Origin of the sequence: Kitasatospora sp. NPDC057015, from assembly GCF_042673745.1 — a bacterium.
Lineage (GTDB): Bacteria > Actinomycetota > Actinomycetes > Streptomycetales > Streptomycetaceae > Kitasatospora.
In genome coordinates this window covers 144,224-168,318 of the sequence record NZ_JBHUSG010000014.1, presented here as the reverse complement: position 1 = coordinate 168,318, position 24,095 = coordinate 144,224, and the positions used below count along the sequence as shown (strand labels likewise).

Annotated in this window: 19 protein-coding genes; 10 read left to right on the top strand and 9 right to left on the bottom strand. The window is 69.6% G+C overall.

The window, feature by feature from the left end; all coding sequences use genetic code 11:
• Nucleotides 1-81: 81 nt before the first annotated feature.
• The 10 genes from ACFTWP_RS16750 to ACFTWP_RS16705 all read left to right on the top strand — a co-directional run bounded on the left by ACFTWP_RS16750 (nt 82) and on the right by ACFTWP_RS16705 (nt 12,459).
• The gene (locus ACFTWP_RS16750; protein ID WP_380265281.1) at nt 82-1,704 is read left to right on the top strand and encodes an ABC transporter substrate-binding protein; all 1,623 of its coding nucleotides are present in this window, start codon (nt 82-84) and stop codon (nt 1,702-1,704) included.
• Between the two features lie 137 nt (nt 1,705-1,841).
• Nucleotides 1,842-2,768 (top strand): ABC transporter permease, encoded by a 927-nt coding sequence (locus ACFTWP_RS16745; protein ID WP_380265280.1) that lies wholly within the window; start codon nt 1,842-1,844, stop codon nt 2,766-2,768.
• A complete protein-coding gene (locus tag ACFTWP_RS16740; RefSeq protein ID WP_380265279.1) occupies nt 2,761-3,759 on the top strand; it encodes an ABC transporter permease in 999 nt (332 codons plus the stop codon). The genes ACFTWP_RS16745 and ACFTWP_RS16740 overlap by 8 nt, the downstream gene beginning before the upstream one ends.
• Nucleotides 3,760-3,773: 14 nt before the next feature.
• On the top strand, nt 3,774-4,832 hold the full coding sequence (locus ACFTWP_RS16735) for an ABC transporter ATP-binding protein (protein ID WP_380265278.1): 1,059 nt from the start codon (nt 3,774-3,776) through the stop codon (nt 4,830-4,832).
• Nucleotides 4,816-6,141: an ABC transporter ATP-binding protein gene (locus ACFTWP_RS16730; protein WP_380265276.1), complete on the top strand. Its 1,326-nt coding sequence runs from the start codon at nt 4,816-4,818 to the stop codon at nt 6,139-6,141. Before ACFTWP_RS16735 ends, ACFTWP_RS16730 begins: the two co-directional genes overlap by 17 nt.
• Nucleotides 6,142-6,560: 419 nt before the next feature.
• On the top strand, nt 6,561-8,207 hold the full coding sequence (locus tag ACFTWP_RS16725; RefSeq protein ID WP_380265275.1) for an ABC transporter substrate-binding protein: 1,647 nt from the start codon (nt 6,561-6,563) through the stop codon (nt 8,205-8,207).
• Between the two features lie 92 nt (nt 8,208-8,299).
• Entirely contained in the window at nt 8,300-9,244 is a 945-nt protein-coding gene (locus ACFTWP_RS16720; protein ID WP_380265274.1) for an ABC transporter permease, read from the top strand.
• Complete coding sequence (locus tag ACFTWP_RS16715) at nt 9,237-10,316, top strand: ABC transporter permease (RefSeq protein WP_380265273.1); 1,080 nt, start codon at nt 9,237-9,239, stop codon at nt 10,314-10,316. The genes ACFTWP_RS16720 and ACFTWP_RS16715 overlap by 8 nt, the downstream gene beginning before the upstream one ends.
• 15 nt (nt 10,317-10,331) lie before the next feature.
• Nucleotides 10,332-11,447, top strand: a complete 1,116-nt coding sequence (locus ACFTWP_RS16710; RefSeq protein WP_380265272.1) for an ABC transporter ATP-binding protein — start codon at nt 10,332-10,334, stop codon at nt 11,445-11,447.
• The gene (locus ACFTWP_RS16705; RefSeq protein WP_380265271.1) at nt 11,440-12,459 is read left to right on the top strand and encodes an ABC transporter ATP-binding protein; all 1,020 of its coding nucleotides are present in this window, start codon (nt 11,440-11,442) and stop codon (nt 12,457-12,459) included. Before ACFTWP_RS16710 ends, ACFTWP_RS16705 begins: the two co-directional genes overlap by 8 nt.
• A gap of 157 nt (nt 12,460-12,616) precedes the next feature.
• Here the strand turns inward: ACFTWP_RS16705 and ACFTWP_RS16700 are convergent, their stop codons facing one another.
• The 9 genes from ACFTWP_RS16700 to ACFTWP_RS16660 all read right to left on the bottom strand — a co-directional run bounded on the left by ACFTWP_RS16700 (nt 12,617) and on the right by ACFTWP_RS16660 (nt 23,783).
• Complete coding sequence (locus tag ACFTWP_RS16700; protein ID WP_380265270.1) at nt 12,617-13,720, bottom strand: ABC transporter ATP-binding protein; 1,104 nt, start codon at nt 13,718-13,720, stop codon at nt 12,617-12,619.
• A 19-nt stretch (nt 13,721-13,739) separates the two neighbouring features.
• Nucleotides 13,740-14,807 (bottom strand): ABC transporter ATP-binding protein, encoded by a 1,068-nt coding sequence (locus ACFTWP_RS16695; protein WP_380265269.1) that lies wholly within the window; start codon nt 14,805-14,807, stop codon nt 13,740-13,742.
• Nucleotides 14,808-14,856: 49 nt separating this feature from the next.
• Nucleotides 14,857-15,837 carry an ABC transporter permease gene (locus ACFTWP_RS16690; protein WP_380265268.1) on the bottom strand — a complete coding sequence of 327 codons (981 nt, stop codon included), beginning with the start codon at nt 15,835-15,837 and terminating at the stop codon, nt 14,857-14,859.
• A gap of 175 nt (nt 15,838-16,012) precedes the next feature.
• Entirely contained in the window at nt 16,013-17,779 is a 1,767-nt protein-coding gene (locus tag ACFTWP_RS16685; RefSeq protein ID WP_380265267.1) for an ABC transporter substrate-binding protein, read from the bottom strand.
• A gap of 109 nt (nt 17,780-17,888) precedes the next feature.
• Complete coding sequence (locus tag ACFTWP_RS16680) at nt 17,889-18,923, bottom strand: ABC transporter permease (RefSeq protein WP_380265266.1); 1,035 nt, start codon at nt 18,921-18,923, stop codon at nt 17,889-17,891.
• A 506-nt stretch (nt 18,924-19,429) separates the two neighbouring features.
• Nucleotides 19,430-21,781: a peptidoglycan binding domain-containing protein gene (locus tag ACFTWP_RS16675; RefSeq protein WP_380265265.1), complete on the bottom strand. Its 2,352-nt coding sequence runs from the start codon at nt 21,779-21,781 to the stop codon at nt 19,430-19,432.
• Nucleotides 21,782-22,131: 350 nt separating this feature from the next.
• On the bottom strand, nt 22,132-22,596 hold the full coding sequence (locus ACFTWP_RS16670) for a DUF6113 family protein (RefSeq protein WP_380265264.1): 465 nt from the start codon (nt 22,594-22,596) through the stop codon (nt 22,132-22,134).
• On the bottom strand, nt 22,593-23,528 hold the full coding sequence (gene mshB / locus ACFTWP_RS16665) for an N-acetyl-1-D-myo-inositol-2-amino-2-deoxy-alpha-D-glucopyranoside deacetylase (protein WP_380265263.1): 936 nt from the start codon (nt 23,526-23,528) through the stop codon (nt 22,593-22,595). Before mshB ends, ACFTWP_RS16670 begins: the two co-directional genes overlap by 4 nt.
• Nucleotides 23,529-23,588: 60 nt before the next feature.
• A complete protein-coding gene (locus ACFTWP_RS16660) occupies nt 23,589-23,783 on the bottom strand; it encodes a DUF2304 family protein (protein WP_073926270.1) in 195 nt (64 codons plus the stop codon).
• Between the last annotated feature and the right edge of the window lie 312 nt (nt 23,784-24,095).

Below are 24,095 nucleotides of genomic sequence, written 5' to 3'. Positions count from 1 at the left end.
GGCGGTATCCGGGTCGCGCCGCCGAAACGGCGCGCTTCTCATGGGGTGTGATGCGACTAGACACCCTGAGGAGGGACCTCCATGCCCGAAGCCACCCGCGTTCGATGGGTCCTCGCCGCTGCGACTTCGGTGGCCCTGGTGGCCAGCGGGTGTGGCAGCAGCGGGGGAGGCGGCAGCAGCTCGTCGGATGCCAGCAAGACCTTCAGCTACCAGAGCAGTGAGCCGCAGAACCCGCTGCAGCCGGCGAACGCGAACGAGGTGGGCGGCGGTCGCATCATCCAGAACCTCTTCAAGGGCCTGGTCGACTACGACCCGAGCAACGCGTCACTGCGGATGCAGGTGGCCGACTCGATCGACACCAGTGACGCGCAGACCTTCAACGTGACGCTGAAGTCCGGCTGGACCTTCCACGACGGCACGCCGGTCAAGTCGAGCAACTTCGTGAACGCCTGGAACTGGGCCGCGACGACCAGCAACAACCAGCTGAGCAGCTCGTGGTTCTCCGACATCCAGGGCTACAAGGACGTCCACCCGGAGAGCGGCGCGCCGACCGCCACGACGATGTCCGGGCTGACCGTCACCGACGACACCCACTTCACCATCAAGCTGGCCGCCAAGGTGTCGTACTTCGAGTACAAGCTCGGCTACATCGCCTTCTCGCCGCTGCCCGACAGCTTCTACAACGACCCGGCCGGCTTCGGCCAGAACCCGGTCGGCAACGGGCCCTACCAGTTCGTCAGCTGGGCCCACAACTCGCAGGTCGTGACGAAGAGCTACCCGAACTACCAGGGTGTGGACAAGCCGAAGAACGGCGGCATCGTCTTCAAGATGTACACCACCGCCGAGGCGGCGTACGCGGACCTGCAGTCCAACAACCTGGACGTGATGGACCAGGTGCCGCCGTCCGCGCTGGCGACCTACAAGAACGACCTCGGCGACCGCGCGATCGACTCCCCGCAGGGCGCCATCCAGAACATCGGCTTCCCGCTGTACCAGCCCGACTGGGCCGGCCCGGAGAAGGCGAAGGTCCGTCAGGGGATCTCGATGGCCATCGACCGGGCCACCATCACCAAGACGGTGCTGCAGGGCTCGCGCGCCCCCGCGTCCGCCTGGGTCGCCGAGGGCGTCGAGGGCTACAAGCAGGGCAACTGCGGGGACTTCTGCAACTTCGACCCGACCAAGGCGAAGCAGCTGATCACCGAGGGCGGCGGCGTCCCCGGGAACAGGCTGACGATCACGTACAACGCGGACGGCGGCCACAAGGAGTGGGTCGACGCGGTCTGCAACTCCATCCGCCAGAACACCGGGGTGGACTGCGTCGGCGACCCGAAGGTCGACTTCAAGACCGCCCGCGCGGCGATCACCGGCCACACCGTCACCGGCGCGTTCCGCACCGGCTGGGTGCAGGACTACCCGCTGAACGCCAACTTCCTGGCCGACGTCTACCGCACCGGCGCCGCCTCCAACGACTTCGGCTACAGCAGCCCCGAGTTCGACAAGCTGTCCACCCAGGCCGACCAGGCGGACAGCATCCAGGCCTCGGCCACCGGCTACCAGCAGGCCGAGGCGGTGCTCCAGCAGGACATGCCGGCCATCCCGCTCTGGTACTACCGGACGAACTCGGGCTACTCCACCAACGTCCAGAACGTCGAGTTCGACTCCTTCGGCAACCCGGCCTGGACCCAGGTCGAGGTCAAGGGCTGATCCTCCCGACGGGCCCCGCCCCGGCCCCGCCCGGGGGGAGCGGCCCGCCGGGCAGGAGGGGCCCCACCCCCGCCGGCCCCGTCCTCCCCGCACGGAGGGCGGGGCCCGGGCACTCAGTCCTCTAGGAAGGAGGCGCGATGGGCAGCTACGTACTCAGGCGAGTACTGCAGATGATCCCGGTGTTCTTCGGCTCGACTCTGCTGATCTTCCTGATGGTCTACTCCCTGCCGGGCGACCCGATCGTGGCGCTCTTCGGCGACAAGGCCGCCGACCCGGCCCAGGTGGCGAACCTCAGGCAGAAGTACTACCTGGACCAGCCGATCTGGAAGCAGTACCTGCACTACATGGGCAACCTGTTCCAGGGCGACTTCGGGACGAGCTTCACCGGCCGCCCGGTCTCCGAGATCATGGCGGACGCGTTCCCCGTGACCATCCGCCTGGCACTGATGGCCTTCGTCTTCGAGCTGGTCGTCGGCCTGACGCTGGGCGTGCTCTCGGGACTGCGCCGCGGGAGCGTCGTCGACACCGTGGTGCTGGTCCTCACCCTGGTGGTCATCTCGATCCCGGTGTTCGTGCTGGCGTACATCGCGCAGACCATCTTCGCGACCAACCTGGGCTGGGTCACCCCGACCGTCCAGGACTCCACGGACCTCTCCCAACTCATCCTGCCCGCCATCGTCCTCGGCTCGTTGTCACTGGCGTTCGTCGCCAGGCTCACCCGGACGTCCATCGGCGAGAACCTCCGGGCCGACTACATCCGCACGGCCACCGCCAAGGGCCTGCCGCGGCGCACCATCATCACCCGTCACCTGCTGCGCAACTCGCTGATCCCGGTGGTCACCTTCCTCGGCACGGACCTGGGCGCCCTGATGGGCGGCGCGATCGTCACCGAGGGCATCTTCAACGTGCAGGGCATCGGCAACGTCCTGTACCGGGCGATCAACCAGAAGGAGGGGCCGACGGTCGTCGGCATCGTGACCGTCCTGGTGATCGTCTACCTGGTGGCCAGCCTGCTCGTCGACCTGCTGTACGCGGTCCTGGACCCGAGGATCCGTTATGCCTGACATGCACGACGAGAGCGGGTTCGAGCCCCACCCGAAGCCGGGTGTCGACCACCTCGACTACGCGGGCGAGCAGGGCCGGGTGGTCGAAGAGGACACGCTGATCGAGCCGGACCCGGTCAAGCGGGAGGAGGCCCGCAGCCTCTGGGGCCACGCCTGGCGGGACCTGCGGACCCGGCCGATCTTCATCATCTCGGTGCTGCTGATCCTGCTGCTGGTGGTCATGGCCATCTTCCCCTGGGCGTTCACCGACACCAACCCGCGGGCCTCCGACCTGGTCAACGACTACCTCAAGCGGCCGGACTGGACCGACTTCTTCGGCGCGGGCTGGTTCGGCTACGACGGCCAGGGCCGGAGCATCTACGCCCGGGTGATCTACGGGGCGCGCGCGTCGATCACGGTCGGCATCTGCGTCACCGCCCTGGTCACCCTCCTCGGCGGACTGACGGGCATGCTCGCCGGCTACTTCGGGGGCGCCGTCGACGCGGTGATCTCCCGGATCACCGACATCTTCTTCGGCATCCCGCTGCTGCTCGGCGCGCTCGTGCTGCTGGGCGCCTTCTCCGCCCGGACGGTGTGGAGCGTGGTCATCGCGCTGGCGGTCCTGGGCTGGACCCAGATCGCCAGGGTGATGCGCGGCGCGGTGCTGACGGTCAAACAGGCCGACTACGTGATGGCGGGCAGGGCGCTCGGCGCCGGCACCGGCCGGTTGATGGTCCGGCACATCCTGCCGAACGCGATCGCCCCGGTGATCGTGGTCGCGACCATCGCGCTCGGCGGCTACATCGCGGTCGAGGCGACGCTGAGCTTCCTCGGCATCGGCCTGCAGGAGCCCACCATCTCCTGGGGCATCGACATCTCCTCGGCGCAGAAGGTGATCCGCACCGCCCCGTACGTGATGTTCTTCCCGGCGGCCGCGCTGTCGATCACCGTGCTGGCCTTCATCATGCTGGGCGACGCGGTGCGCGACGCCCTCGACCCGAAGCTGCGCTGAGCGAGGGGACGATCGTGACCACTGCCGTCGACACCACCAAGAGCGCCCGGCAGGCCCCCTACGACGGGCCGCTGCTCGACGTCCGGGACCTGCACGTGGAGTTCGTGACCCGGGAGGGCGTCGCCCGCGCCGTCAACGGGGTCAACTACAGCGTCAGCGCCGGCGAGACGCTCGCCGTGCTGGGGGAGTCCGGTTCGGGCAAGTCGGTGACCGCGCAGGCGATCATGGGCATCCTGGACATGCCGCCGGCCCGGATCCCCAAGGGCGAGATCCGCTACCGGGGCCAGGACATGCTGGCCATGGGCAAGGAGGAGCGGCGCAGGATCCGCGGCCAGAAGATCGCGATGATCTTCCAGGACGCGCTGTCCTCGCTGAACCCGGTGCTGACCGTCGGGTTCCAGCTCGGCGAGATGTTCCGCGCCCACACCGGCGCCTCCCGCAAGGAGGCGAAGGCGAAGGCCATCGACCTGATGGACCGGGTGCGCATCCCCGCCGCGAAGGAGCGGGTGGGCGACTACCCGCACCAGTTCTCGGGCGGCATGCGCCAGCGCATCATGATCGCGATGGCGCTGGCCCTGGAGCCGGACCTGATCATCGCGGACGAGCCCACCACCGCCCTGGACGTCACCGTCCAGGCCCAGGTGATGGACCTCCTCGCCGAGCTGCAGGCCGAGTACCACATGGGCCTGATCCTGATCACCCACGACCTCGGCGTGGTCGCCGACGTCGCCGACAAGATCGCCGTCATGTACGCGGGCCGGATCGTCGAGACCGCCCCCGTCCACGAGCTCTACGCCAGCCCCGCGCACCCCTACACCAGGGGCCTGCTGGACTCGATCCCGCGCCTGGACCAGAAGGGCCAGGAGCTCTACGCGATCAAGGGCCTGCCGCCGAACCTGCTGCGGATCCCGCCGGGCTGCGCGTTCAACCCGCGCTGCCCGAGGGCCCAGGACATCTGCCGCAGCGAGGTGCCGGAGCTGTTCCAGGTCACCGCGGACGACGGCACCGAGCAGCCCGGCCGGGGCAGCGCCTGCTTCTTCTGGAAGGAGACCCTCCATGGCACACGGAGCTAGCGCGCTGGGCGGCGCTGCGCCGGAGGAGATCGCGTTCGACAAGCCCGTCCGACGCGGCGAGCCGATCCTCGAAGTCCGGGACCTGGTCAAGCACTTCCCGCTCACCAAGGGCATCCTGTTCAAGAAGCAGGTCGGCGCGGTCAAGGCGGTCGACGGCATCACCTTCGACCTGGTCCAGGGCGAGACGCTGGGCATCGTCGGCGAGTCGGGCTGCGGGAAGTCCACATTGGCGAAGGTGCTGATGAACCTGGAGCCGGCGAGCGCGGGTTCGGTGCGCTTCAAGGGCGAGGAGATCTCCCACCTCTCCGGCGCCGGCCTCAAGGCGGTGCGCCGGAACATCCAGATGGTCTTCCAGGACCCGTACACCTCGCTGAACCCCCGGATGACGGTGGGCGACATCATCGGCGAGCCGTACGAGATCCACCCGGAGGTGGCGCCCAAGGGCAGCCGTGCCAAGGCGGTGCGGGACCTGCTGGACGTGGTGGGGCTGAACCCGGAGTACATCAACCGGTACCCGCACCAGTTCTCGGGCGGTCAGCGTCAGCGCATCGGCATCGCCCGCGGGCTGGCGCTGAAGCCCGAGGTGATCATCTGCGACGAGCCGGTCTCGGCGCTGGACGTCTCCGTCCAGGCGCAGGTCATCAACCTGCTGGAGCAGCTGCAGACCGAGTTCAACCTGTCGTACATGTTCATCGCGCACGACCTCTCCATCGTCCGGCACATCTCCGACCGGGTCGGCGTGATGTACCTCGGCAAGATGGTCGAGATCGGCACCGACCTGGAGATCTACGACCACGCCACGCACCCGTACACCCAGGCGCTGCTCTCCGCCGTGCCGGTGCCGGACCCGGTCGCGCGGGAGGCCAGGGACCGGATCGTGCTCACCGGCGACGTGCCCTCGCCGGCCAACCCGCCGTCGGGCTGCCGCTTCCGCACCCGCTGCTGGAAGGCGCAGGAGCGCTGTGCCACGGAGGTGCCGCTGCTGGCGGCGCCGTCCTGGCTCACGGGGCTCTCGAAGCACGAGTCGGCTTGTCACTTCGCGGCGGAGCGCGACAATGAACGCAGCGCGGCGGAGCGCGACATTGAGCGCAGTGCGGCGGAGCGCGACATTGAACGCAGCGCGGCGGAGCGCGAGGTTGAGCGCAGCGCGGCCGAGCGCGAGGCCGAGAGCGGCACAGGCCCCCAGGTGGGGAGGCCCGAGGGCGGCGCGGGCCCCGAGGCCGCGGGCCCCCAGGCCGCGGGCCCCGGGGCCGGGGGCTCCACACGCGGCCCCGAGGGCGGGGAAAACGACTTGACACCGCCGGACTGACACCGGCGAAGGCAGACGGCAGGGCGCGTCCTCCACCGGAGGGCGCGCCCTGCCGTCTGTCCTGGGAGAACTCCCGAATGCCGGTCCGGAGCCCGAGGGGCTTTTTGGATATTACGCCGCCTAATATGTCGAATTCCGGTGCCCATCGTCCGCTATTCGGAAGGTGGAAGAAATTGTTCCGTGCATGATATGGCGGAATTTGGTGAGCATTGTCATGGATTGGTCGGGGCATGTAACTGAAAAGAGATGTAAGGGCGATTCCGCAGGAGGGTCCCGGTGATCGATAGTTGCTCTGCGCGTGTCAGTGGTCACGCCATCAACTCGGTGGTCGGGCACTGATGTTGACCCCCCATGCCCGGCACACCGAGTGGCGTGGGCTGCCGTTTCGTTCGTAAGCCCCTAAATCGAGGAGCAGTTGAATGAGGCTCACCAAGACGATGCGCTGGACCGCCCTGGCGGCATGCACCGCCCTTGCGATCACCGCCTGCAGTACCGGTGGCGGCAAGACCGCGACGGACAAGGCGAGTGGTGGGTCGGGCAAGAAGGGCGGCTCCATCAGCGTCCAACTGGGTGAGCCCCAGCACGGTTTGGTCCCGCAGAACACGGCCGAGTCCGAGGGCTCGGAGGTCGTGGGAGCGCTGTTCGCCGGCCTCATCGAGTACGACAACGACACCAACGCGCCGAAGCTCCGGGTCGCCGAGTCGATCGAGTCCCCGGACGCCACGACCTGGACGGTCAAGCTGAAGGACGGCTACACCTTCCACAACGGCGAGAAGGTTACCGCGAAGTCGTTCGTGGACGCCTGGAACTTCGGGGCGAACCAGGACAACGCCCAGGAGGCGCTGCCCTTCTTCGACAAGATCCTCGGCTCCGAGGAACTCGCCCCGGGCAAGGACAAGAAGCCCACCGTCAAGGAGCTCAAGGGCCTGAAGGTGGTGGACGACAAGACGTTCACCGTCACCCTCAAGGCGCCGTTCTCCCAGTTCAAGACCATGCTGGGCTACAACGCGTTCTTCCCGCTGCCGGCCGCGTTCTTCACCGACCCGAAGTCCTTCGACGACGCCCCGATCGGCAACGGCCCCTTCCAGATGGACGGGAAGTGGGAGCACAACAAGCAGATCAAGGTGAAGCGCTACGACAACTTCCCGGAGGCCGACGGGAAGGCGAAGCTGGACTCCGTGACCTTCAAGGTCTACGAGAAGCTGGAGACGGCGTACAACGACCTCCGCGCGGACACCATCCAGATCACCGACAAGCTGCCGATCTCCGCGATGGCCACCGTGGCCGGCGAGTTCGGTGACCGGTACCTGTACAAGCCGGAGTCCGGGGTCGGCTACATCGGCTTCCCGATCGCCACCAACCCGGCGTTCGCCAACCCGGACATCCGCAAGGCGATCTCGATGGCCATCGACCGCGAGTCGATCACCAAGACCATCTTCAGCGGCACCCGCAAGCCGGCCGACGACTTCATCAGCCCGATCATCCCCGGCTACCGCAAGGGCGCGCTCGGCGACATCGCCAAGTACGACCCGGCGAAGGCGAAGGCGCTCTTCACCCAGGCCGGCGGCCTGCCGGGCAACACGATGGAGATCGGCTACAACGCCGACGGCGGCCACAAGGAGTGGATCGAGGCGGTCGGCAACGAGCTGAAGGCCAACCTCGGCGTCGAGGTCACCTACAAGCCCTTCGAGAAGTTCGGCGCGATCCTCAGCGCGCTGGGCGCCAAGCAGTACAGCGGCGCCTTCCGGATGGCCTGGTCGATGGACTACCCGTCGGCGGAGAACTACCTGCGGCCGATCTTCTCCAAGATCGCGATCGAGAACGGCTCCAACTACGGCGGTTACGTCAACGAGGAGTTCGAGGCCCTGCTCGCCAAGGCCGACAGTGCCAAGACGGACGAGGAGAGCCTGAAGCTGTACCAGCAGGCCGACGACGTCCTGATCAAGGACGTCCCCTACATCCCGATCTACACGTACATGTCCTCCGCGGCGTACACCAAGACGGTCAAGAACGTGAAGGTCAACGCCCAGGGTCAGATGGACCTGGCCAACGTCGAACTGGCCTGACCGACTTCCAGCTGACGGCCGGCCCCGACGGGTGGCGCGGGTGACCCCCGCGCCACCCTTCGCGGGTGTGCCCCGAGCCACGAGGAGGCCCCGTGGGCCGCTATGTGGTCCGCCGGATCATCCAGGCCATACCTGTGATCCTTGGCGCGACGTTCCTGATCTACGCACTGGTCTTCCTGCTGCCTGGCGATCCCATTACGGCACTGGCCGGTGAGAAGCGCGCCGATCCGACGGTGGTGGCGGTGCTCCAGCAGCGCTACCACCTCAACGACCCGTTCTTCGTGCAGTACTGGTACTACCTGTCGCACCTCTTCACCGGCGACTTCGGCGAGGACTACCGCGGCAACCAGGTGATCGACGTGATGTCCGCGGCGTTCCCGTACACCATCAACCTCGCGCTGACCGCGCTGGGAATCGAGATCGCGGTCGGTGTCACGGCCGGTGTGGTCGCGGCCCTGCGGCGCGGCCGGTTCATCGACAACGTGGTGCTGATCTCCACGCTGATGGTCATCTCCATCCCGGTCTTCGTCATCGGCTTCGTGCTGCAGCTGGTGCTGGGCGTCAAACTCAAGACCGACTACGGCTTCGACTTCTTCCCTGTCTCCTTCAACGAGGAGGCCGGGTTCCGGTCCTACCTGATGCCCGCCTACGTCCTGGCCTCGACCTCGCTGGCGTACGTCGCCCGGCTCACCCGCACCAGCCTGATCGAGGTCATGCGGGCCGACTACGTGCGGACCGCGGTGGCCAAGGGGCTCAGCCCGCTGCGGGTGGTCGTCCGGCACGGGCTGCGCAACGCGCTGATCCCGATCGTCACCTTCCTGGGCATGGACCTGGGCGCGCTGATGGGCGGGGCGGTGATCACCGAGGGCATCTTCAACATCCCCGGGGTCGGCCACCAGCTCTTCCAGTCCGTCTACCTGCGGGAACGGACCATCGTGGTCGGCATCGTGAGCGCCCTGGTGCTGGTCTACCTGTTCGCCAACCTGGTGGTCGACCTGCTGTACGCCGTACTTGACCCGAGGATCCGCTATGAGTGAGCCGACGAAGAGCGACGGCCTGGTCGGTGCCTCCGCGGAGACCGCCGACCGGGTGACCCTGCCCGGACAGGCCTCCGGCGAACCGCCGGCGGCCCCCGCCGAGGCGCCCGCCCCGGCCCCGGAGGCCGCTCCGGCAGCGACCCCGACCGTGGCCCCCGCGCCCGAGGAGGACGCGGCGAAGCCCGGCCGCAAGGGCGCGGGGAAGGCCCCCGCCGAGCGCGTCGCCAGCCTCTGGACCGACGCCTGGTACGACCTGCGCCGCAACCCGCTGTTCCTGATCGGCGGCATCCTGGTCGCGTTCATGGTGGCGCTGGCGATCGTGCCGCAGCTGTTCACCGACGCGGACCCGAAGTCGGCCGGCTTCTGCCAGCTCGCCGACTCGCTGAAGCGCCCCGACGCGACCCACTGGTTCGGCTTCGACGTGCAGGGCTGCGACATCTACACCCGGACGGTGTGGGGCGCCCGGAACTCCATCGTCGTCGGCATGCTCACCACGACCCTGGTCGTCCTGGTGGGCGGCTCCCTGGGGCTGCTGGCCGGCTGGGTCGGCGGCGTCTGGGACAGCGTGCTGTCCCGGGTCACCGAGATCTTCTTCGCCATCCCGCTGCTGCTCGGCGGCATGCTGATCATGGCGAACTTCCAGAAGGGCAACGCCTTCACCGTCTCGATGGTGATGGCCGTGCTCGGCTGGCCGCAGATCTACCGGCTGATGCGCTCGGCCGTGCTGTCCAACAAGCACAACGACTACGTCGTCGCCGCCAAGGCCCTCGGCGCCGGTACCGGACGCATCCTCAGCCGGCACATCCTGCCGAACGCGGTGGCCCCCGTCATCGTGGTCTCCACGATCAACCTCGGGGTGTACATCGGCGCCGAGGCCGCGCTGTCGTACCTGGGGATCGGCATCCAGTCCCCGGCGATCTCCTGGGGTCTGATGATCAGCGACGCGCAGGCGCGGTTCCTGAGCGCCCCGCACGTGCTGCTCTTCCCCGCCGTGGTGCTGAGCATCACGGTGCTGGCGTTCATCATGCTCGGCGACGCGGTGCGCGACGCCCTCGACCCGAAGCTGCGCTGAGGAGGGCCGCGGGCTATGACCGCAGTGCCGAACGAATCGAAGCCGTCCAGGCTGTCGACGCCGTCGAAGAGGATCGCCCCGGAGGCCGACCTGCTGGAGGTGGTCGCCGGCCGGGAGGACCCGTCCACCGGCACGCCGCTGCTGGAGGTCGACGACCTGCACGTGGAGTTCGTGACCCGGGACGGCATCGCCAAGGCCGTCAACGGCGTCAGCTACTCGGTCTCCGCCGGCGAGACGCTCGCCGTGCTGGGGGAGTCCGGGTCGGGCAAGTCGGTGACCGCGCAGGCGATCATGGGCATCCTGGACATGCCGCCGGGCCGGATCACGGCCGGCGAGATCCGCTTCCGCGGCGAGGACATGCTCAGGATGAGCGCCAAGGAGCGGCGGGCCATCCGCGGCCGGAGGATCGCGATGATCTTCCAGGACGCGCTGTCCTCGCTGAACCCGGTGCTCAGCGTCGGCTACCAGCTGGGCGAGATGTTCCAGGTCCACCAGGGCGCCTCCCGCAAGGAGGCGAAGGCCAAGGCCATCGAGCTGATGGACCGCGTCCGCATCCCCGCCGCGAAGCAGCGGGTGGGCGACTACCCGCACCAGTTCTCCGGCGGCATGCGCCAGCGCATCATGATCGCGATGGCCCTGTCCCTGGAGCCGGACCTGATCATCGCGGACGAGCCCACCACCGCCCTGGACGTCACCGTCCAGGCCCAGGTGATGGACCTCCTCGCCGAGCTGCAGGCCGAGTTCAACATGGGCCTGATCCTGATCACCCACGACCTCGGCGTGGTCGCCGACGTCGCCGACAAGATCGCCGTCATGTACGCCGGCCGGATCGTCGAGACCGCCCCCGTCCACGAGCTCTACGCCAACCCGGCCCACCCGTACACCAAGGGCCTGCTGCGCTCGATCCCGCGCCTGGACCAGAAGGGCCAGGACCTGTACGCGATCAAGGGCCTGCCCCCGAACCTCCTCAAGGTCCCGGCCGGCTGCGCCTTCAACCCGCGCTGCGAGCGGGCGACGGATCTGTGTCGCACCGAACTGCCGCTGCTGGTACCGGTGCTGGACGCGGAGGGTGCGGACCTTCCGGGCCGCCGCAGCGCCTGCCACTTCTGGAAGGAGACCCTCCATGGCTGAGCCCATCCTGGAGGTCAGGGACCTGGTCAAGCACTATCCGCTGACCCAGGGCATCCTGTTCAAGAAGCAGGTCGGCGCCGTGAAGGCGGTCGACGGCATCTCCTTCGACCTCCACCGCGGCGAGACGCTGGGCATCGTCGGCGAGTCCGGCTGCGGCAAGTCGACCCTCGCCAAGGTGCTGATGAACCTGGAGCAGGCGACCGCGGGTTCGGTGCGCTTCAAGGGCGAGGAGATCTCACGGCTCTCCGGCGCCGGGCTGAAGGCGGTGCGCCGCAACATCCAGATGGTCTTCCAGGACCCGTACACCTCGCTGAACCCCCGGATGACGGTGGGCGACATCATCGGCGAACCATACGAGATCCACCCGGAGGTGGCGCCGAAGGGCGACCGCCGGAAGGCCGTTCAGGACCTGCTGGACGTGGTGGGGCTGAACCCGGAGTACATCAACCGGTACCCGCACCAGTTCTCCGGCGGTCAGCGTCAGCGCATCGGCATCGCCCGCGGGCTGGCGCTCAAGCCCGAGGTGATCATCTGCGACGAGCCGGTCTCGGCGCTGGACGTCTCCGTCCAGGCGCAGGTCATCAACCTGCTGGAGCAACTGCAGACCGAGTTCAACCTGTCGTACATGTTCATCGCGCACGACCTCTCGATCGTCCGGCACATCTCCGACCGCGTCGGCGTGATGTACCTCGGCACGATGGTCGAGATCGGGACGGAGGAGCAGATCTACTCCTTCCCGACCCACCCCTACACCCAGGCGCTGCTCTCCGCGGTGCCGGTGCCGGACCCGACCGGCCGGGAGAACCGCGAGCGGATCCTGCTCACCGGTGACCTGCCCTCGCCGGCCAACCCGCCGTCGGGCTGCCGGTTCCGCACCCGCTGCTGGAAGGCCGAGGACCGCTGCTCGACCGAGGTGCCGCTGCTGGCGGTGCCCGGGCTGCTGAAGGGCCCGGCGGCGCACGAGAGCGCCTGCCACTTCGCCGAGGTGCGGGACGTGGTCGGAGCCGGCTGATCCACCACGCGCGAGGGGCCGCGGTCGCCGGGGAGGCGGGCCGCGGCCCCTAGCGCGTCCGGCCGCGCCGAACCGGGGGTGCGACGGTTCGGCGCGGCCGGAGACGACCGGGGCCCGGGAGGTGCGTCCTCCCGGGCCCCGGCCGTCGCGGTGCGGGTCAGTGGCTGCGGTCGCGCTGCTCCGGCAGGGTGGCCGTGGCGGGCTCGGCGGACAGCTCCAGGGTCGTGGGGCCCTCCGGGAAGTGGCAGGCCGTCAGGTGGCCGTCCAGGCTGCCGGAGAGCTTCACCAGCGGCGGCTCCTCGCTGGCGCACTTGTCCTGCGCCTTCCAGCAGCGGGTGCGGAAGCGGCAGCCCGACGGCGGGTTGATCGGCGAGGGCACGTCGCCGGTGAGCCGGATCCGCTCGCGGTGGTCGTCCGGGTCGGCCTCGGGGACGGCCGAGAGCAGCGCGTGGGTGTACGGGTGCCGGGGGCTCTCGTACAGCGACTTGCGGTCGGCGATCTCGACGATCTTGCCCAGGTACATCACGGCGACGCGCTGCGAGAAGTGCCGCACGATCGAGAGGTCGTGCGCGATGAACAGGAAGGCGATGCCGAGGTCCTTCTGCAGCTGCTGCAGCAGGTTGACGACCTGGGCCTGGATCGAGACGTCGAGCGCGGAGACCGGCTCGTCGGCGACGATCAGCTTGGGGCTCAGCGACAGGGCGCGGGCGACGCCGATGCGCTGGCGCTGACCGCCGGAGAACTCGTGCGGGAACCGGTTGAAGTGCTCCGGGTTGAGGCCGACGGTCTCCAGCAGCTCCTGCACCCGGCGCTGGATCCCGCCGGCCGGCTTGATGCCGTTGATCTCCATCGGCGCGCCGATGATGGAGCCGACGGTGTGCCGCGGGTTCAGCGAGGAGTACGGGTCCTGGAAGATCATCTGGATCTCGGACCGGATCGGCGCGAGCTCGCGGCGGGAGGCGTGCGTGATGTCCCGGCCCGCGTACCGGATCGAGCCGCCGGTCGGCTCCAGCAGCCGGGTGACCAGGCGGCCGGTGGTCGACTTGCCGCAGCCGGACTCGCCGACCAGGCCGACCGACTCGTTGGCGTGCACGCTCAGGTCCACGCCGTCGACCGCGTGCACCGCACCGATCTGGCGCTTGAAGATGAACCCGCCGTTGACGGGGAAGTGCTTCTGCAGACCGCTGATCTGCAGCAGCGGCTCGCCGGCCGGGGCGGCGGGGGAGCCTTCGGCCTTGCCGAGGGTCAGTTGGTCGCTCATGGTCTCTTGCCCGTCCCGTTCAGCCGAGCCGCGGCTGGATCTGGTTGATGAAGATGTCCTGCTGCCGCTCCAGGGGGAGGTGGCAGGCCGTGGCGTGCCCGGTGGCGGGCGAGAGCGTCGGGCGCTCGACGCCGCACGCGCCGCCGACGACCTGCTCCCGATGGTCGCAGCGCGGGTTGAAGGGGCAGCCCGCGGGCAGGTTGATCAGGCTGGGCGGGGTGCCGCGCACCGGGCGCAGCGGCACGTCCAGCGGGCCGCCGAGGCTGGGCATCGAGGACAGCAGGCCCCAGGTGTACGGGTGCTGGGGGGCCTTCAGCACCTCGCGGACGGTGCCGCGCTCGACGGCCCGGCCGGCGTACATCACCATCACGTCGTGGGCGGTGCGGGCGATCACGCCGAGGTCGTGGGTGATCATGATGATCGCGGTGCCGAGCTCCTGCTGGAGGTCCTTCAGCAGGTCGAGGATCTGCGCCTGGACGGTGACGTCCAGGGCGGTGGTCGGCTCGTCGGCGATCAGCAGGTCGGGGTCGCAGACCAGCGACATGGCGATCATCGCGCGCTGGCGCATGCCGCCGGAGAACTGGTGCGGGTAGTCGTCCACCCGCATGTTGGGCTGCGGGATGCCGACCCGGGTGAGCATCTCGACGGCCCGGTCGCGGGCCTCCTTCTTGCTCGCGCCGGTGTGCTTGCGGTAGGTCTCGCCGATCTGGCGGCCGATCGTGTAGTACGGCGAGAGGGCGGTCAGCGGATCCTGGAAGATCATGGCCATCTTCTTGCCGCGCAGGTGCTCCAGCTCGCGGTCGGTGCGGCCGACCAGCTCGTCGCCGTCGAGCCGGATGGAGCCGGTGATCTCGGTGGCCTTGCGGTGGTGCAGGCCGAGGATCGCCAGGTTGGTCACCGACTTGCCGGAGCCGGACTCGCCGACGATGCCGAGCGTGCTGCCCTTCTCCAGGTCGAAGGAGAGGCCGTCGACCGCCTTGACGGTGCCGTCCTCGGTCCTGAACCGCACCTGGAGGTCGTTGACCGACAGGAACGGCCCGGACTGGCTCCGGTCGGTCGAGGCCTGGGGCTGGGCCTGGGTGGTCACGGGCGTACTCCTCGGTCGGTCGTGCGGCGCGCGGCGGGGTTCACGGTGCTCATGCCAGTCGGATTCGGGGGTCGATGAGGGCGTACGCGGCGTCCACGATGATGTTGAAGAGGACGATCAGCCCGGCGGCGACCACGACCACGGCCATCAGCATCGGCAGGTCGTTGTCGACCACCGCGTCGATGGACAGCCGGCCGATGCCGTGCAGGTTGAAGGTGGTCTCGGTGATGATCGCGCCGCCCAGCAGGGAGCCGAGGTCGATCCCCAGGATGGTGATGATCTGGCCGAGGGAGCCGCGCCAGGCGTACCGCAGGAAGACCGTCCGGCCGGGCATGCCCTTGGCGCGTGCGGTGCGGACGTGGTCCTCGGAGAGCTGCTCGATCATGGACGAGCGCGTCATCCGGGTGTAGTTCGCGGTGAAGATCAGGGCGAGCACGATCCACGGCAGCAGCAGGCCGCTGAACCAGGCCCCCGGGTCCTCGGTGAGGTGGCCGTCGTGCGGCTCGGGGAGGATGCCCGTCTGGCGGACCAGGAAGTACATCGCCAGGGTGCCGATGAAGTAGATCTGCATCGAGGAGAAGGTCAGCGAGATGGCGCTGGCCGACTTGTCGAGGAGGCTGCCCTGCTTGTGCGCCGCCAGCATGCCCGCGCCGACGCCCAGCACCAGGAAGATCACGGCCGAGCCGAGGGTCAGCGAGATGGTGGTGGGGAAGCGGTCCAGGATCGTCGCCAGGACGGGCTCGTGGTTGGTGAACGAGTACCCGAGGCAGGGGGCCGCGCAGTCGCCCCAGGCGGGGTAGGTGCGGCCGACGAAGAGGGCGACGAACCAGTGCCAGTACTGCAGGGGGAGTGCCTCGTGCATGCCCAGGTTGGTCCGGATCACCTCCAGATCCGTCGGGGAGCAGATCTTGCCGCAGAACGACCGGGCCGGGTCGGCCGGTACGGCGTAGAAGAGGCAGAAGGTGATGGCGCTGATGATCAATAGGATCGCGCCCGCACCTAGCATCCGGCGCACAAGGAAGCGGAACATGGGAGCGGGATCTCCTGATCGGGTGTCACAGCCGGGCTGAGCAGGGGCGGTCGGCGGCCGGCAGCTGGGGTGGCTGGGTACGGGGCGCCATCCGGTCGGGTCCGGTCGGGTGGCGGCGGTGTCCGCCGCCCGGTCGGGGCGGCGGACACCTGGGACTACCGGTGGTGCGGGAGGACTACTGCTTCACGAAGATCTTGTTCGGGCTGATGATCTGGCCCAGCGGGTCGTACTCCGTGCCGCCGATCTTGGTGCCGTGCAGCATGTAGAACTTGTTGATGATGCCGGGGATGGCCGGAGCCTTCTCCATGATCTTCTTGTCCAGCGCGCCCCAGGCCTTGTTCTGCTCGGCCGAGTCGGAGAGGGCCATGATCCGGTCGATCTCGGCGTTGACCTCGGGGTCGTTGAAGTTCGAGTAGTTGTTGGCGCCGTCGGCGATCGTGCGACCGTCGAACAGCACCGGCAGAACGGTGGCACCGGTCGGCCAGTCGGCGCCCCAGCCGCCCCAGAAGACGTCGATCTCCTTGTCGACCTTGCCGATCTCGTCGTACCAGGTCTTGGTGTCGATCGGCTTCATGACGACGTCGAAGCCGGCCTTCTTCAGCGCCGCCTCGATGACGACCGAGACCTGCTGCTGCTTCGGCGTGTTGTTGTACGCGTAGACGATCTTCTGGTTCTCGGCGCCGGCCTCCTTGAGGAGGGCCTTCGACTTCTCCGGGTCGCCCTCGGGCTTGGCGATCTTGCCCCAGACGTCGGTCTCCTGGTAGCCCGCGACGGTCGGGTTGAGCAGCGAGCGCTCGAAGTCACCGGTGTCCGGGCCGCCCTCGGTCTGGCGGATCTGCTGGAGCGGCCAGGCCTGGACGAGCGCCTCGCGGACCTTCTGGTTGGTGATCCGCTTGTTGTTGATCCAGTAGTAGTCGGCGTACGGGCTGTTGCCCTTGACCAGGCGGTCCTTCAGGCTGGGGTCGCCCAGGACCTTCTGCAGGCGGTCACCGGCGACGCTGGCGTAGAACGACATGGTCGTCTGGTCCTCGCCCTTGTCGGCGGCGAGCAGCTTGTCGGTGGCCGGGATCGCCTGGAAGCCGAACTCGAAGTTCCACTTGTCCGGGTAGGCGTTGCGGATCGGGTCCGTCTTGGCGTCCCAGTTGGGGTTGCGCTCCAGCGTCAGGGTCTTGTCGGTGACCCGGTCGACGATCTTGTACGGGCCGCTGGAGAGCGGCTTCTTGTCGTACTCCTCCTTGGTGTCACCCTTCTCGGAGACGACACCGTAGGTGGTCATGGCCAGCGCGTAGTTGAAGTCGGCGTGCGGCTTCGCGAACTTGAAGACGATGGTCTTCGGGTCCTGCGCGATGACGTTGTCCAGGTGCTTGCCGCCGTAGGGGCCCTCGTAGGCCTTGCGGTAGTCCTGGTCGGTCAGCCACTGCTGGACGTAGGTCGCGCCCTGGGTGATGAACGGGGCGAAGGTGCGCTCCATGCTGTGCTTGACGTCGGCGGAGGTGATGGCCTCGCCGTTCTCCCACTTGACGCCGTCCTTCAGGGTGAAGGTCCAGGTCTTGCCGCCGTCGGAGGGGGTGCCCGCGTCGGTGGCCAGGTCGCCGACCAGGGTGACCTTGCTGCCCTCCTGCTTGTAGCCGGTGAGGCCGCGGGTGATCAGCTGCGAGAAGTTCGAGCCGGTGTTGCTGTACACCTGCGCCGGGTCGAGGTGCTCGAAGTCGTCGCGCTCGATGTCCTTGACCGTGCCGCCGGCCTTGGCGCCCTCGACCGGCTTGGCCGGGCCCTGGGAGTCGGCCGCGGTGCCGACGCTGACCTGGGCCTGGTCGGAGAGCTTGCCCTTGGAGTCGGAGCTCTTCGAGCCGCCGCCGCCACCGCTGCTGCAGGCCGTGAGGGTGAGGGTGCCTGCGGCGAGTACCACGGCCGCGGCCCGGAGGTTCTTGCGAGAAATCATGTCGTCCTGCCTGTTCGGTAACCGGCTGGTGAGCACGGAGGCACGGCGGGCTGCCAGGGCCTGCGCAGAATGATCAATTGAGGGTGTACGGCGCCTTGGCGACGGTGCGTCAGCGCTTGGTCTTCGGGTCGAGAGCGTCCCGGACCGAGTCCCCGAGCAGGTTGAAGGCGAGCACGAAGATCACCATCGAGACGCCGGGGAAGATCAGATAGGTGATGTCGTCGCCGTAGATCTCGGTGCCGCGCTGGATCATCCGACCCCAGTCGGGAGTCGGCTCGATGATGCCGACGCCGAGGAAGGAGAGCGCGGCCTCGGCGGTGACGAGCGCGGGCAGGGAGAGCGTCGCCTGGATGAGGATCGGGGTCCCCAGGTTCGGCATGATCTCCTTGAAGATGATCCGCATCGGGGAGGCGCCGGTGACCTTGGCGGCCTCGACGAACTCCCGCTCGCGCAGCGAGAGCACGGAGCCGCGCAGCAGTCGGGCCAGGCCCGCCCAGCCGAAGACCACCAGCACGACGATCAGGACGAAGGCCCGGGCCCATGGCGGGATGCTCTCGTCCGGGCGGTAGAAGGCCGCGAAGACCACCGGCATGAAGGCGATGAAGAACAGCGTGGACGGGAACGACATCAGCACGTCGATGGTCCGGCCGACCAGGTAGTCGAACTTGCCGCCCAGGTAGCCCGCCGCGACGCCGATCGCCGCGCCGATCGCGGTGCTCAGCACCGTCGCGGCGAGGGCGATCAGCAGCGAGGTGCGGATGCCGTAGACCAGCTGGGTGAAGACGTCACGGCCGAGCGAGGGCTCCAGCCCGAACCAGAACTCCCCGCTCATGCCGCCGTTGGGCGCGATCGGGAAGCCGTAGTCGTTGAGCAGGCCGCTGCGCTCCTGGCCGTACAGCGTGTACGGGTCCTTGCCGTAGATCGCGGAGATCAGCGGTGCGGCCAGTGCGACCAGGACGAAGAAGAGCACGATGAGGGCGGAGATCACACCGGTGCGGTCGCGCCGGAAGCGACGCCAGGCGATGGTGCGGGGCGAGAGCCCCTGGAACGCCTTCGCCGGCGCGGCGCCGGCGGCATCAGGGGTGGCCGGCGAGACGGGGATCTCGGTCTCGGTCTCGGCCGACGCCTTAGTGGGGTTGGTCATGGTGGTGGAGCTCCCGCCCGGGATGTAGCGGCCGCAAGAAGTTGGTCCAACGGACTCTGGCAAGCCGTTTATCGAACGTCAAGAGGTCGGAAGTTCACGGAACCGACATTTCCACTTCGTCCTGCAAGATCCATCAGGTCGTTGTCTAAGGGGACTTGACGGCGTGTCCGGGCGGCGGGCGTACAGGGTCAAATACGGACAATAGCTGTTCACACATCCGTAACGCGGGCGCATCAGTGCGCTCTGCGAACATCACAGGTGTGGCTGAATATCAGTGATGGAAGAGTGAATTCGGGCGACTAAACGGGCAAATGGTGACGTACTTGCACGTCCGTTTATCGGACGCCCCTGGCGAATTCCCGCCATTGGCGGTGAGTGCACGCGATTTTCGCCGCGGACATGACGCTCGGTGAGCGAACCGGTGGCTCTCCGTGGCCGCCGTCGCGCGAACGAGTGGAGCCGGGACCCCGATCGGGGCCCCGGCTCCAGGTCGATATGACGATACGTCAGGTGGTGGTGAACTTGAACGTGCGGTCCTTGTCGGCCGTCTTGTCCCACACCGAGGCGATCCCGTCCGCGACGTCCTGGGCGGTGATCGGCGCCAGCGCGCCGGCCTTGCGGGCCTTCAGCTTGTCGAAGATGCCGCCGAGGGCGCCGTTCAGCTGGTCGTAGTCCCACTTGGGCACGATGTTGCCGGAGGCGTCCGGGGCGAGCGTGAGCGCCTTGGCGGCCGTCGCCTTGCCGAAGTCGAACTTCTTCACACCCGCCAGGACGTGCACGTTGCCGTTCAGCACGGCCTTGCCCAGGCTGTCCGCGGCGGCCTGCAGGACCTGCGGGGAGACCTTCGGCTGGGCCGCCGTGACCGGCAGCACGATCGGGGTCTGGGCCTTCCCCGCCGCGCGGTCCCGGTAGGCCTGCTCGATCTGGTCGACCGCGGCGGCGGAGTCCACCGCCTGCCCGGCCTGACCGGGCACCACGACCACCTCGCCGGCCTCGGTGAACTTGACGTAGCCCTCCTGGAGCCCCTGCCCGGAGCTCGCCGCGAGCGCGTCCAGCGCCGCCTTGAGCTTGGCCCGGTCCACCTTGACCAGCGGCGGGACGGCCTTCTCGCCGCCCTTCAGCGAGCTGATCACGTCCACCGGGTTGTAGCTGTGCTGGGTGAGGCCGTCCACCGTGCCGGTGGTGTCGAAGCTCAGCCCCGCGGCCGTCGGGTCGAGGTCGAGGACCTGCTCGCCGATCTTCAGCTTCACCGGCAGCTGGCCGGCCTTGCCGACGGTGTCCTCCAGCTGGTGGATCGCCTGGTCGCGGCTGCTGCCGCCGATGTCGGCGCCGAGCACCACGGTGCCCTTGGGCACGTCCGCCTGGTCGAGCATGAGCCCGGTGCCGTACGCGGCGGCGCCGGCGAAGAGCAGGAAGCCGATGCCGTACACGAGGAGCTTGGACCCCTTGCCGCGCCGCTTGGGCGGGGCGGCCTTGGGCTCGGGCTTGTCGGCGGGCTTCTCCTCGGCCTTCACGGCGGGCTTCTCGCCGCCGGCCGCCGCGGCCGGGCGGCCGGCGACGCCCGCGGGCGGTGCGGCCGACGCGAAGGCCTGCGGGGAGGACTGCCCGGTGTCGAACGCGCGGTTCGGCTCGAAGGGGCGGCCGGCGGAGGCCGGCTGCCCGGGCGCCGCCGGGGCGAACGGGTCGGCGGCGCCGGCGGGGTAGCGGCCGGTGGCGGCGAACGGGTCCTGCTCGGCGGCCGGCCCGCCGGGGGGATACGGATCGGCGCCCCTGCCGCCCGGCGCCGGGGCGTAGGGCCCGGAGCGGGGCGGGCCGGCCTGCGGCCGGCCGGGTATGGCGGACGAGGCGTCGTCCCGGATCGGCTCGAACCCGCCGATCGCGGTGTCCTCCTGCGCGGGCCCGCCCTGCTGCGGAGCGCCCTGCGGTCGACGGCCGCCCTGCTGCGGGCCGCCCTGGCCGAAGCGGTCGGCCTCGGGAGCGCCCTGGCCGGCGGCGAACGGGTCCGCGGGATACGGCTCGACGGGGTACTGGTCCGCGGGGTACGGGTCGGTCGCGAAGGGATCGGCGGGCATGCCCTCGTCGTACACGCCGTCGGAGGCACCCGTGCTCGCGAACGGGGAGGCGGGCGCGCCGGTCGGCGGCGGGCCGGGGACGGGTCGCGGACCGCTCGGGCGGCCCTGCTCCCGGCGGCCCGGCTCGGGACGCGGGGCGCCGGCGCGCGGGGCCTCCGGCCGGCTGCCGGCCGGACGGGCCGGCTCGGCGGCGCGGCCGGGAGCGGCGCCGCGGGTGTCCGTCGGGCGGCCGGGAGCCGGCGCGGGGGCGCCGGCGGTCACCGGGGCGGGAGCCGGATCGGCCGCGCCCTTCTTCTGACGCGGCCGGAACCACTCGCCGGTCGACTCCGGGTCGGACTGGCCGGCCGGCTCGCCGGTCTGCCACTCCGGGGGGAGGTTCGGCGGGGTGGCCGTCCTGGCGCCGCCGTCCATCACCCCGAGGACGGGGGAGGACGGTGCGGCGGAGCGGTGCCGCGGGCCGGACTGCTCCGGGGCCTCGGCGGCCCTGGCGGGCCCGGGGGCCGGCGACTCCTCGTTCTTGACGGCGCTGCGCACCACCACCGGCGGGATCGGGCGCGAGCCGGGGATGTTGATCCGGACCCGGGTGGTCAGCGTCGTCTCGGTCTTCGGGGCGTCCGCACTCTCCTCGGCGGGCGCGGATCCGGCCGGATCGGACGGGTTCGAGCCCGCCCGGTCGGCGCCGCCCGGGAGGCCGGGGGTGCCGTACGGCGGAGTGCCCGAAGGGTAGGCGTCCGGGCCCGTACGCCGGGGCGTCGGGTTGGCGTTGTCAGATTCGCGGCTGCTCAATGCTGCTCTGCTCCGGGTTCGCGGTCGTTGCCGTGGGGCGCGACCGCGGGTTGTGGGGTGCCCGTCCGACCGGGCGGCAGGTGCCGCCGGGTGGTGGACCGGGACGACGTCCCCTCCGACACCAGCTTCTTTCGTCTTGGCTGATTCTCTCCCGCCGCCCCCGTCCGGCAGTGGTCGGGGCCGGGGCGGCTTGTTGCGGCACCACCATACTGGGAAGAACTGCGTGGCGAACCGGATCGGATAGAACCTGATACGTCCGGTTCCTCCGGTATGAGACTACGGTCGGGCGGTCCTGACTGCTCGTCGTGAGGATCGTGCGCGAACCTGCGACGATGCGGCCCCCACCGGCCTCAGCGACGCGGCCCCGGCACCCCCAGGAAGCCGCTGGAGCGGGTCGGCAGGGTGGCGCAGATCACCCCGAGGACGGAGCCCACGAACAGGTAGGCGTACGAGGCGATGGTCGGCCAGAGCACGTTGTCGCCCTCGGGCCGCGGCACCATCAGCACCATCAGGGCCAGGAACCAGCCGGCCACCGCGGCGCCCGCGCCCAGCTTGGTGCCGGTCACCCGCAGGCCGCCGTAGAACACCGCGCCGGTGGCGGCCAGCGACAGCAGCAGGCCGACGGGCGTCCACAAGGTCTGCACGAAGCTTCCGCAGACCGAGACCAGCGCCCCGAGGACGAACAGCACCACGTACGCGGTGATCCGCCCGGCCCGCGACGGCTGGGACTCGGCCAGCCGCTCGGAGCGGGTGCCGAGCACCCGGGCCGGCAGCGAGGGGCGCGGGGCGGCGGGTGCCGGGGCGCGCTCGGTCATCGGGCGTTCTCCTCGGTGGGGGCGGCGGTGGCGGTGAGTCCGGCGGCGTCGGTGTCCGTGTCCAACCCGGCGAAGAGGTCGTCCTCCGGCCGGCCGGGGCCCGCCTGACCGCGCACCAGCTGGTAGTACTCGGTCGCGATCAGCGGCTGGCCGAGGTCGTTGCTCAGCGCGAAGAACTCCCCGGCCACCGTGATCTGGGTGGCGTGGGCGGCCATCGCGGCGGCCTTGCGGCCGGCGTACTCCCGACCGTCCAGCACGGTGGTGACGAGCTCGTCGTCCACCACGCCGGGTACGTCCGAGGGCTGCGCGACACCGGGGAAGGGCGCCTTCGCCGCCGTCTCGGCCAGGCCGCGCTCCAGCACCGAGCGCGGCATCCGGTTCCAGTACACCTTGGCGATCCGCCAGGCCGGGCCGAGTTCGGGGCGGAACGCGGGGTCGGCGGCCAGCTCGTACGCGCGCATCGCCACCCGGTGCGCCTGGATGTGGTCCGGGTGCCCGTAGCCGCCGTTCTCGTCGTACGTGACCAGCACCTGCGGCCGGACCTCGCGGACCACCGCCACCAGGTGCCCGGCAGCCTCGTCGACGTCGGCGCGCCAGAAGCAGCCCGGCACGTCGTTGTCCGGCACCCCCATCATCCCGGAGTCGCGGTAGCGCCCGGCGCCGCCGAGGAAGCGGTGGTCGGCGACGCCGGCCGCACGCATCGCGTGGGCCAGCTCGCCGATCCGGTGGGGGCCGAGCGCGTCCTCCTGGTCCGCCGTCAGACGGGCCAGCTCGGGCGGGATCACCTCGCCACCCTCGCCGAGGGTGCAGGTCACCAGGGTGACCCGCGCGCCCTCGGCGGCGTAGCGCGCCATCGTCGCGCCGTTGCCGATCGACTCGTCGTCGGGGTGGGCGTGCACCAGGAGCAGGCGGCGGCCGGGATTCGCGGTCATGGGGAGCAGCCTAACGACCGCCCGGCCCGTGACCGGGCCGGGCGCGGCGCGGGGGCGCCCCTAGAGCTTCAGGCCGTTGATCATCCCGGCGAGGTTGCTGGTCACCTCGCTGATCGAGGGCGCGATGGAACTGGACGCCAGATAGAAGCCGAGCAGCGCACAGATGATCGCGTGCGCCAGCTTCAGATTGGACCGGCGGATCAGCACCACCACGATGACCAGCATCAGCATGACGGCGGAGATGGACAAAGCCATGACGGCTCACACCCCTTCTCGGGTGCGCCACGCCTGGGGGAGGGTGGCGGTCGGGACCGTGCGGGACTAGCGGTTCGGGCGGGCCGGGCCCGGGACGGGGCCTGACGATCACTCGATGCACCAGTCATACCCGACGGGTGAGGTGTGCATTACGTACCGTGAGCCGACATCACCCGGGGTACGGGGCGCCGGCGGGGCGCAAGGGCCGGTGGGAGGGGGTGTCGGGCCCCCGCGGGCGATCTTCGCGGGGATGCTCCGAACGAGTGATCGCGATGAGCCGGGCGGCGGCGCCGGAAGGTCGTAGGGTCTGGT

Bases quoted from the DNA above. Each gene is read 5' to 3' on its own strand.
- mshB (WP_380265263.1), bottom strand. From the start codon at position 23,528: ATGACCGCGAATCCCGGCCGCCGCCTGCTCCTGGTGCACGCCCACCCC.
- ACFTWP_RS16690 (WP_380265268.1), bottom strand. From the start codon at position 15,837: ATGTTCCGCTTCCTTGTGCGCCGGATGCTAGGTGCGGGCGCGATCCTA.
- ACFTWP_RS16700 (WP_380265270.1), bottom strand. From the start codon at position 13,720: ATGAGCGACCAACTGACCCTCGGCAAGGCCGAAGGCTCCCCCGCCGCC.
- ACFTWP_RS16685 (WP_380265267.1), bottom strand. From the start codon at position 17,779: ATGATTTCTCGCAAGAACCTCCGGGCCGCGGCCGTGGTACTCGCCGCA.
- ACFTWP_RS16730 (WP_380265276.1), top strand. From the start codon at position 4,816: ATGGCACACGGAGCTAGCGCGCTGGGCGGCGCTGCGCCGGAGGAGATC.
- ACFTWP_RS16715 (WP_380265273.1), top strand. From the start codon at position 9,237: ATGAGTGAGCCGACGAAGAGCGACGGCCTGGTCGGTGCCTCCGCGGAG.
- ACFTWP_RS16745 (WP_380265280.1), top strand. From the start codon at position 1,842: ATGGGCAGCTACGTACTCAGGCGAGTACTGCAGATGATCCCGGTGTTC.
- ACFTWP_RS16705 (WP_380265271.1), top strand. From the start codon at position 11,440: ATGGCTGAGCCCATCCTGGAGGTCAGGGACCTGGTCAAGCACTATCCG.
- ACFTWP_RS16725 (WP_380265275.1), top strand. From the start codon at position 6,561: ATGAGGCTCACCAAGACGATGCGCTGGACCGCCCTGGCGGCATGCACC.
- ACFTWP_RS16660 (WP_073926270.1), bottom strand. From the start codon at position 23,783: ATGGCTTTGTCCATCTCCGCCGTCATGCTGATGCTGGTCATCGTGGTG.
- ACFTWP_RS16750 (WP_380265281.1), top strand. From the start codon at position 82: ATGCCCGAAGCCACCCGCGTTCGATGGGTCCTCGCCGCTGCGACTTCG.
- ACFTWP_RS16740 (WP_380265279.1), top strand. From the start codon at position 2,761: ATGCCTGACATGCACGACGAGAGCGGGTTCGAGCCCCACCCGAAGCCG.
- ACFTWP_RS16670 (WP_380265264.1), bottom strand. From the start codon at position 22,596: ATGACCGAGCGCGCCCCGGCACCCGCCGCCCCGCGCCCCTCGCTGCCG.
- ACFTWP_RS16680 (WP_380265266.1), bottom strand. From the start codon at position 18,923: ATGACCAACCCCACTAAGGCGTCGGCCGAGACCGAGACCGAGATCCCC.
- ACFTWP_RS16710 (WP_380265272.1), top strand. From the start codon at position 10,332: ATGACCGCAGTGCCGAACGAATCGAAGCCGTCCAGGCTGTCGACGCCG.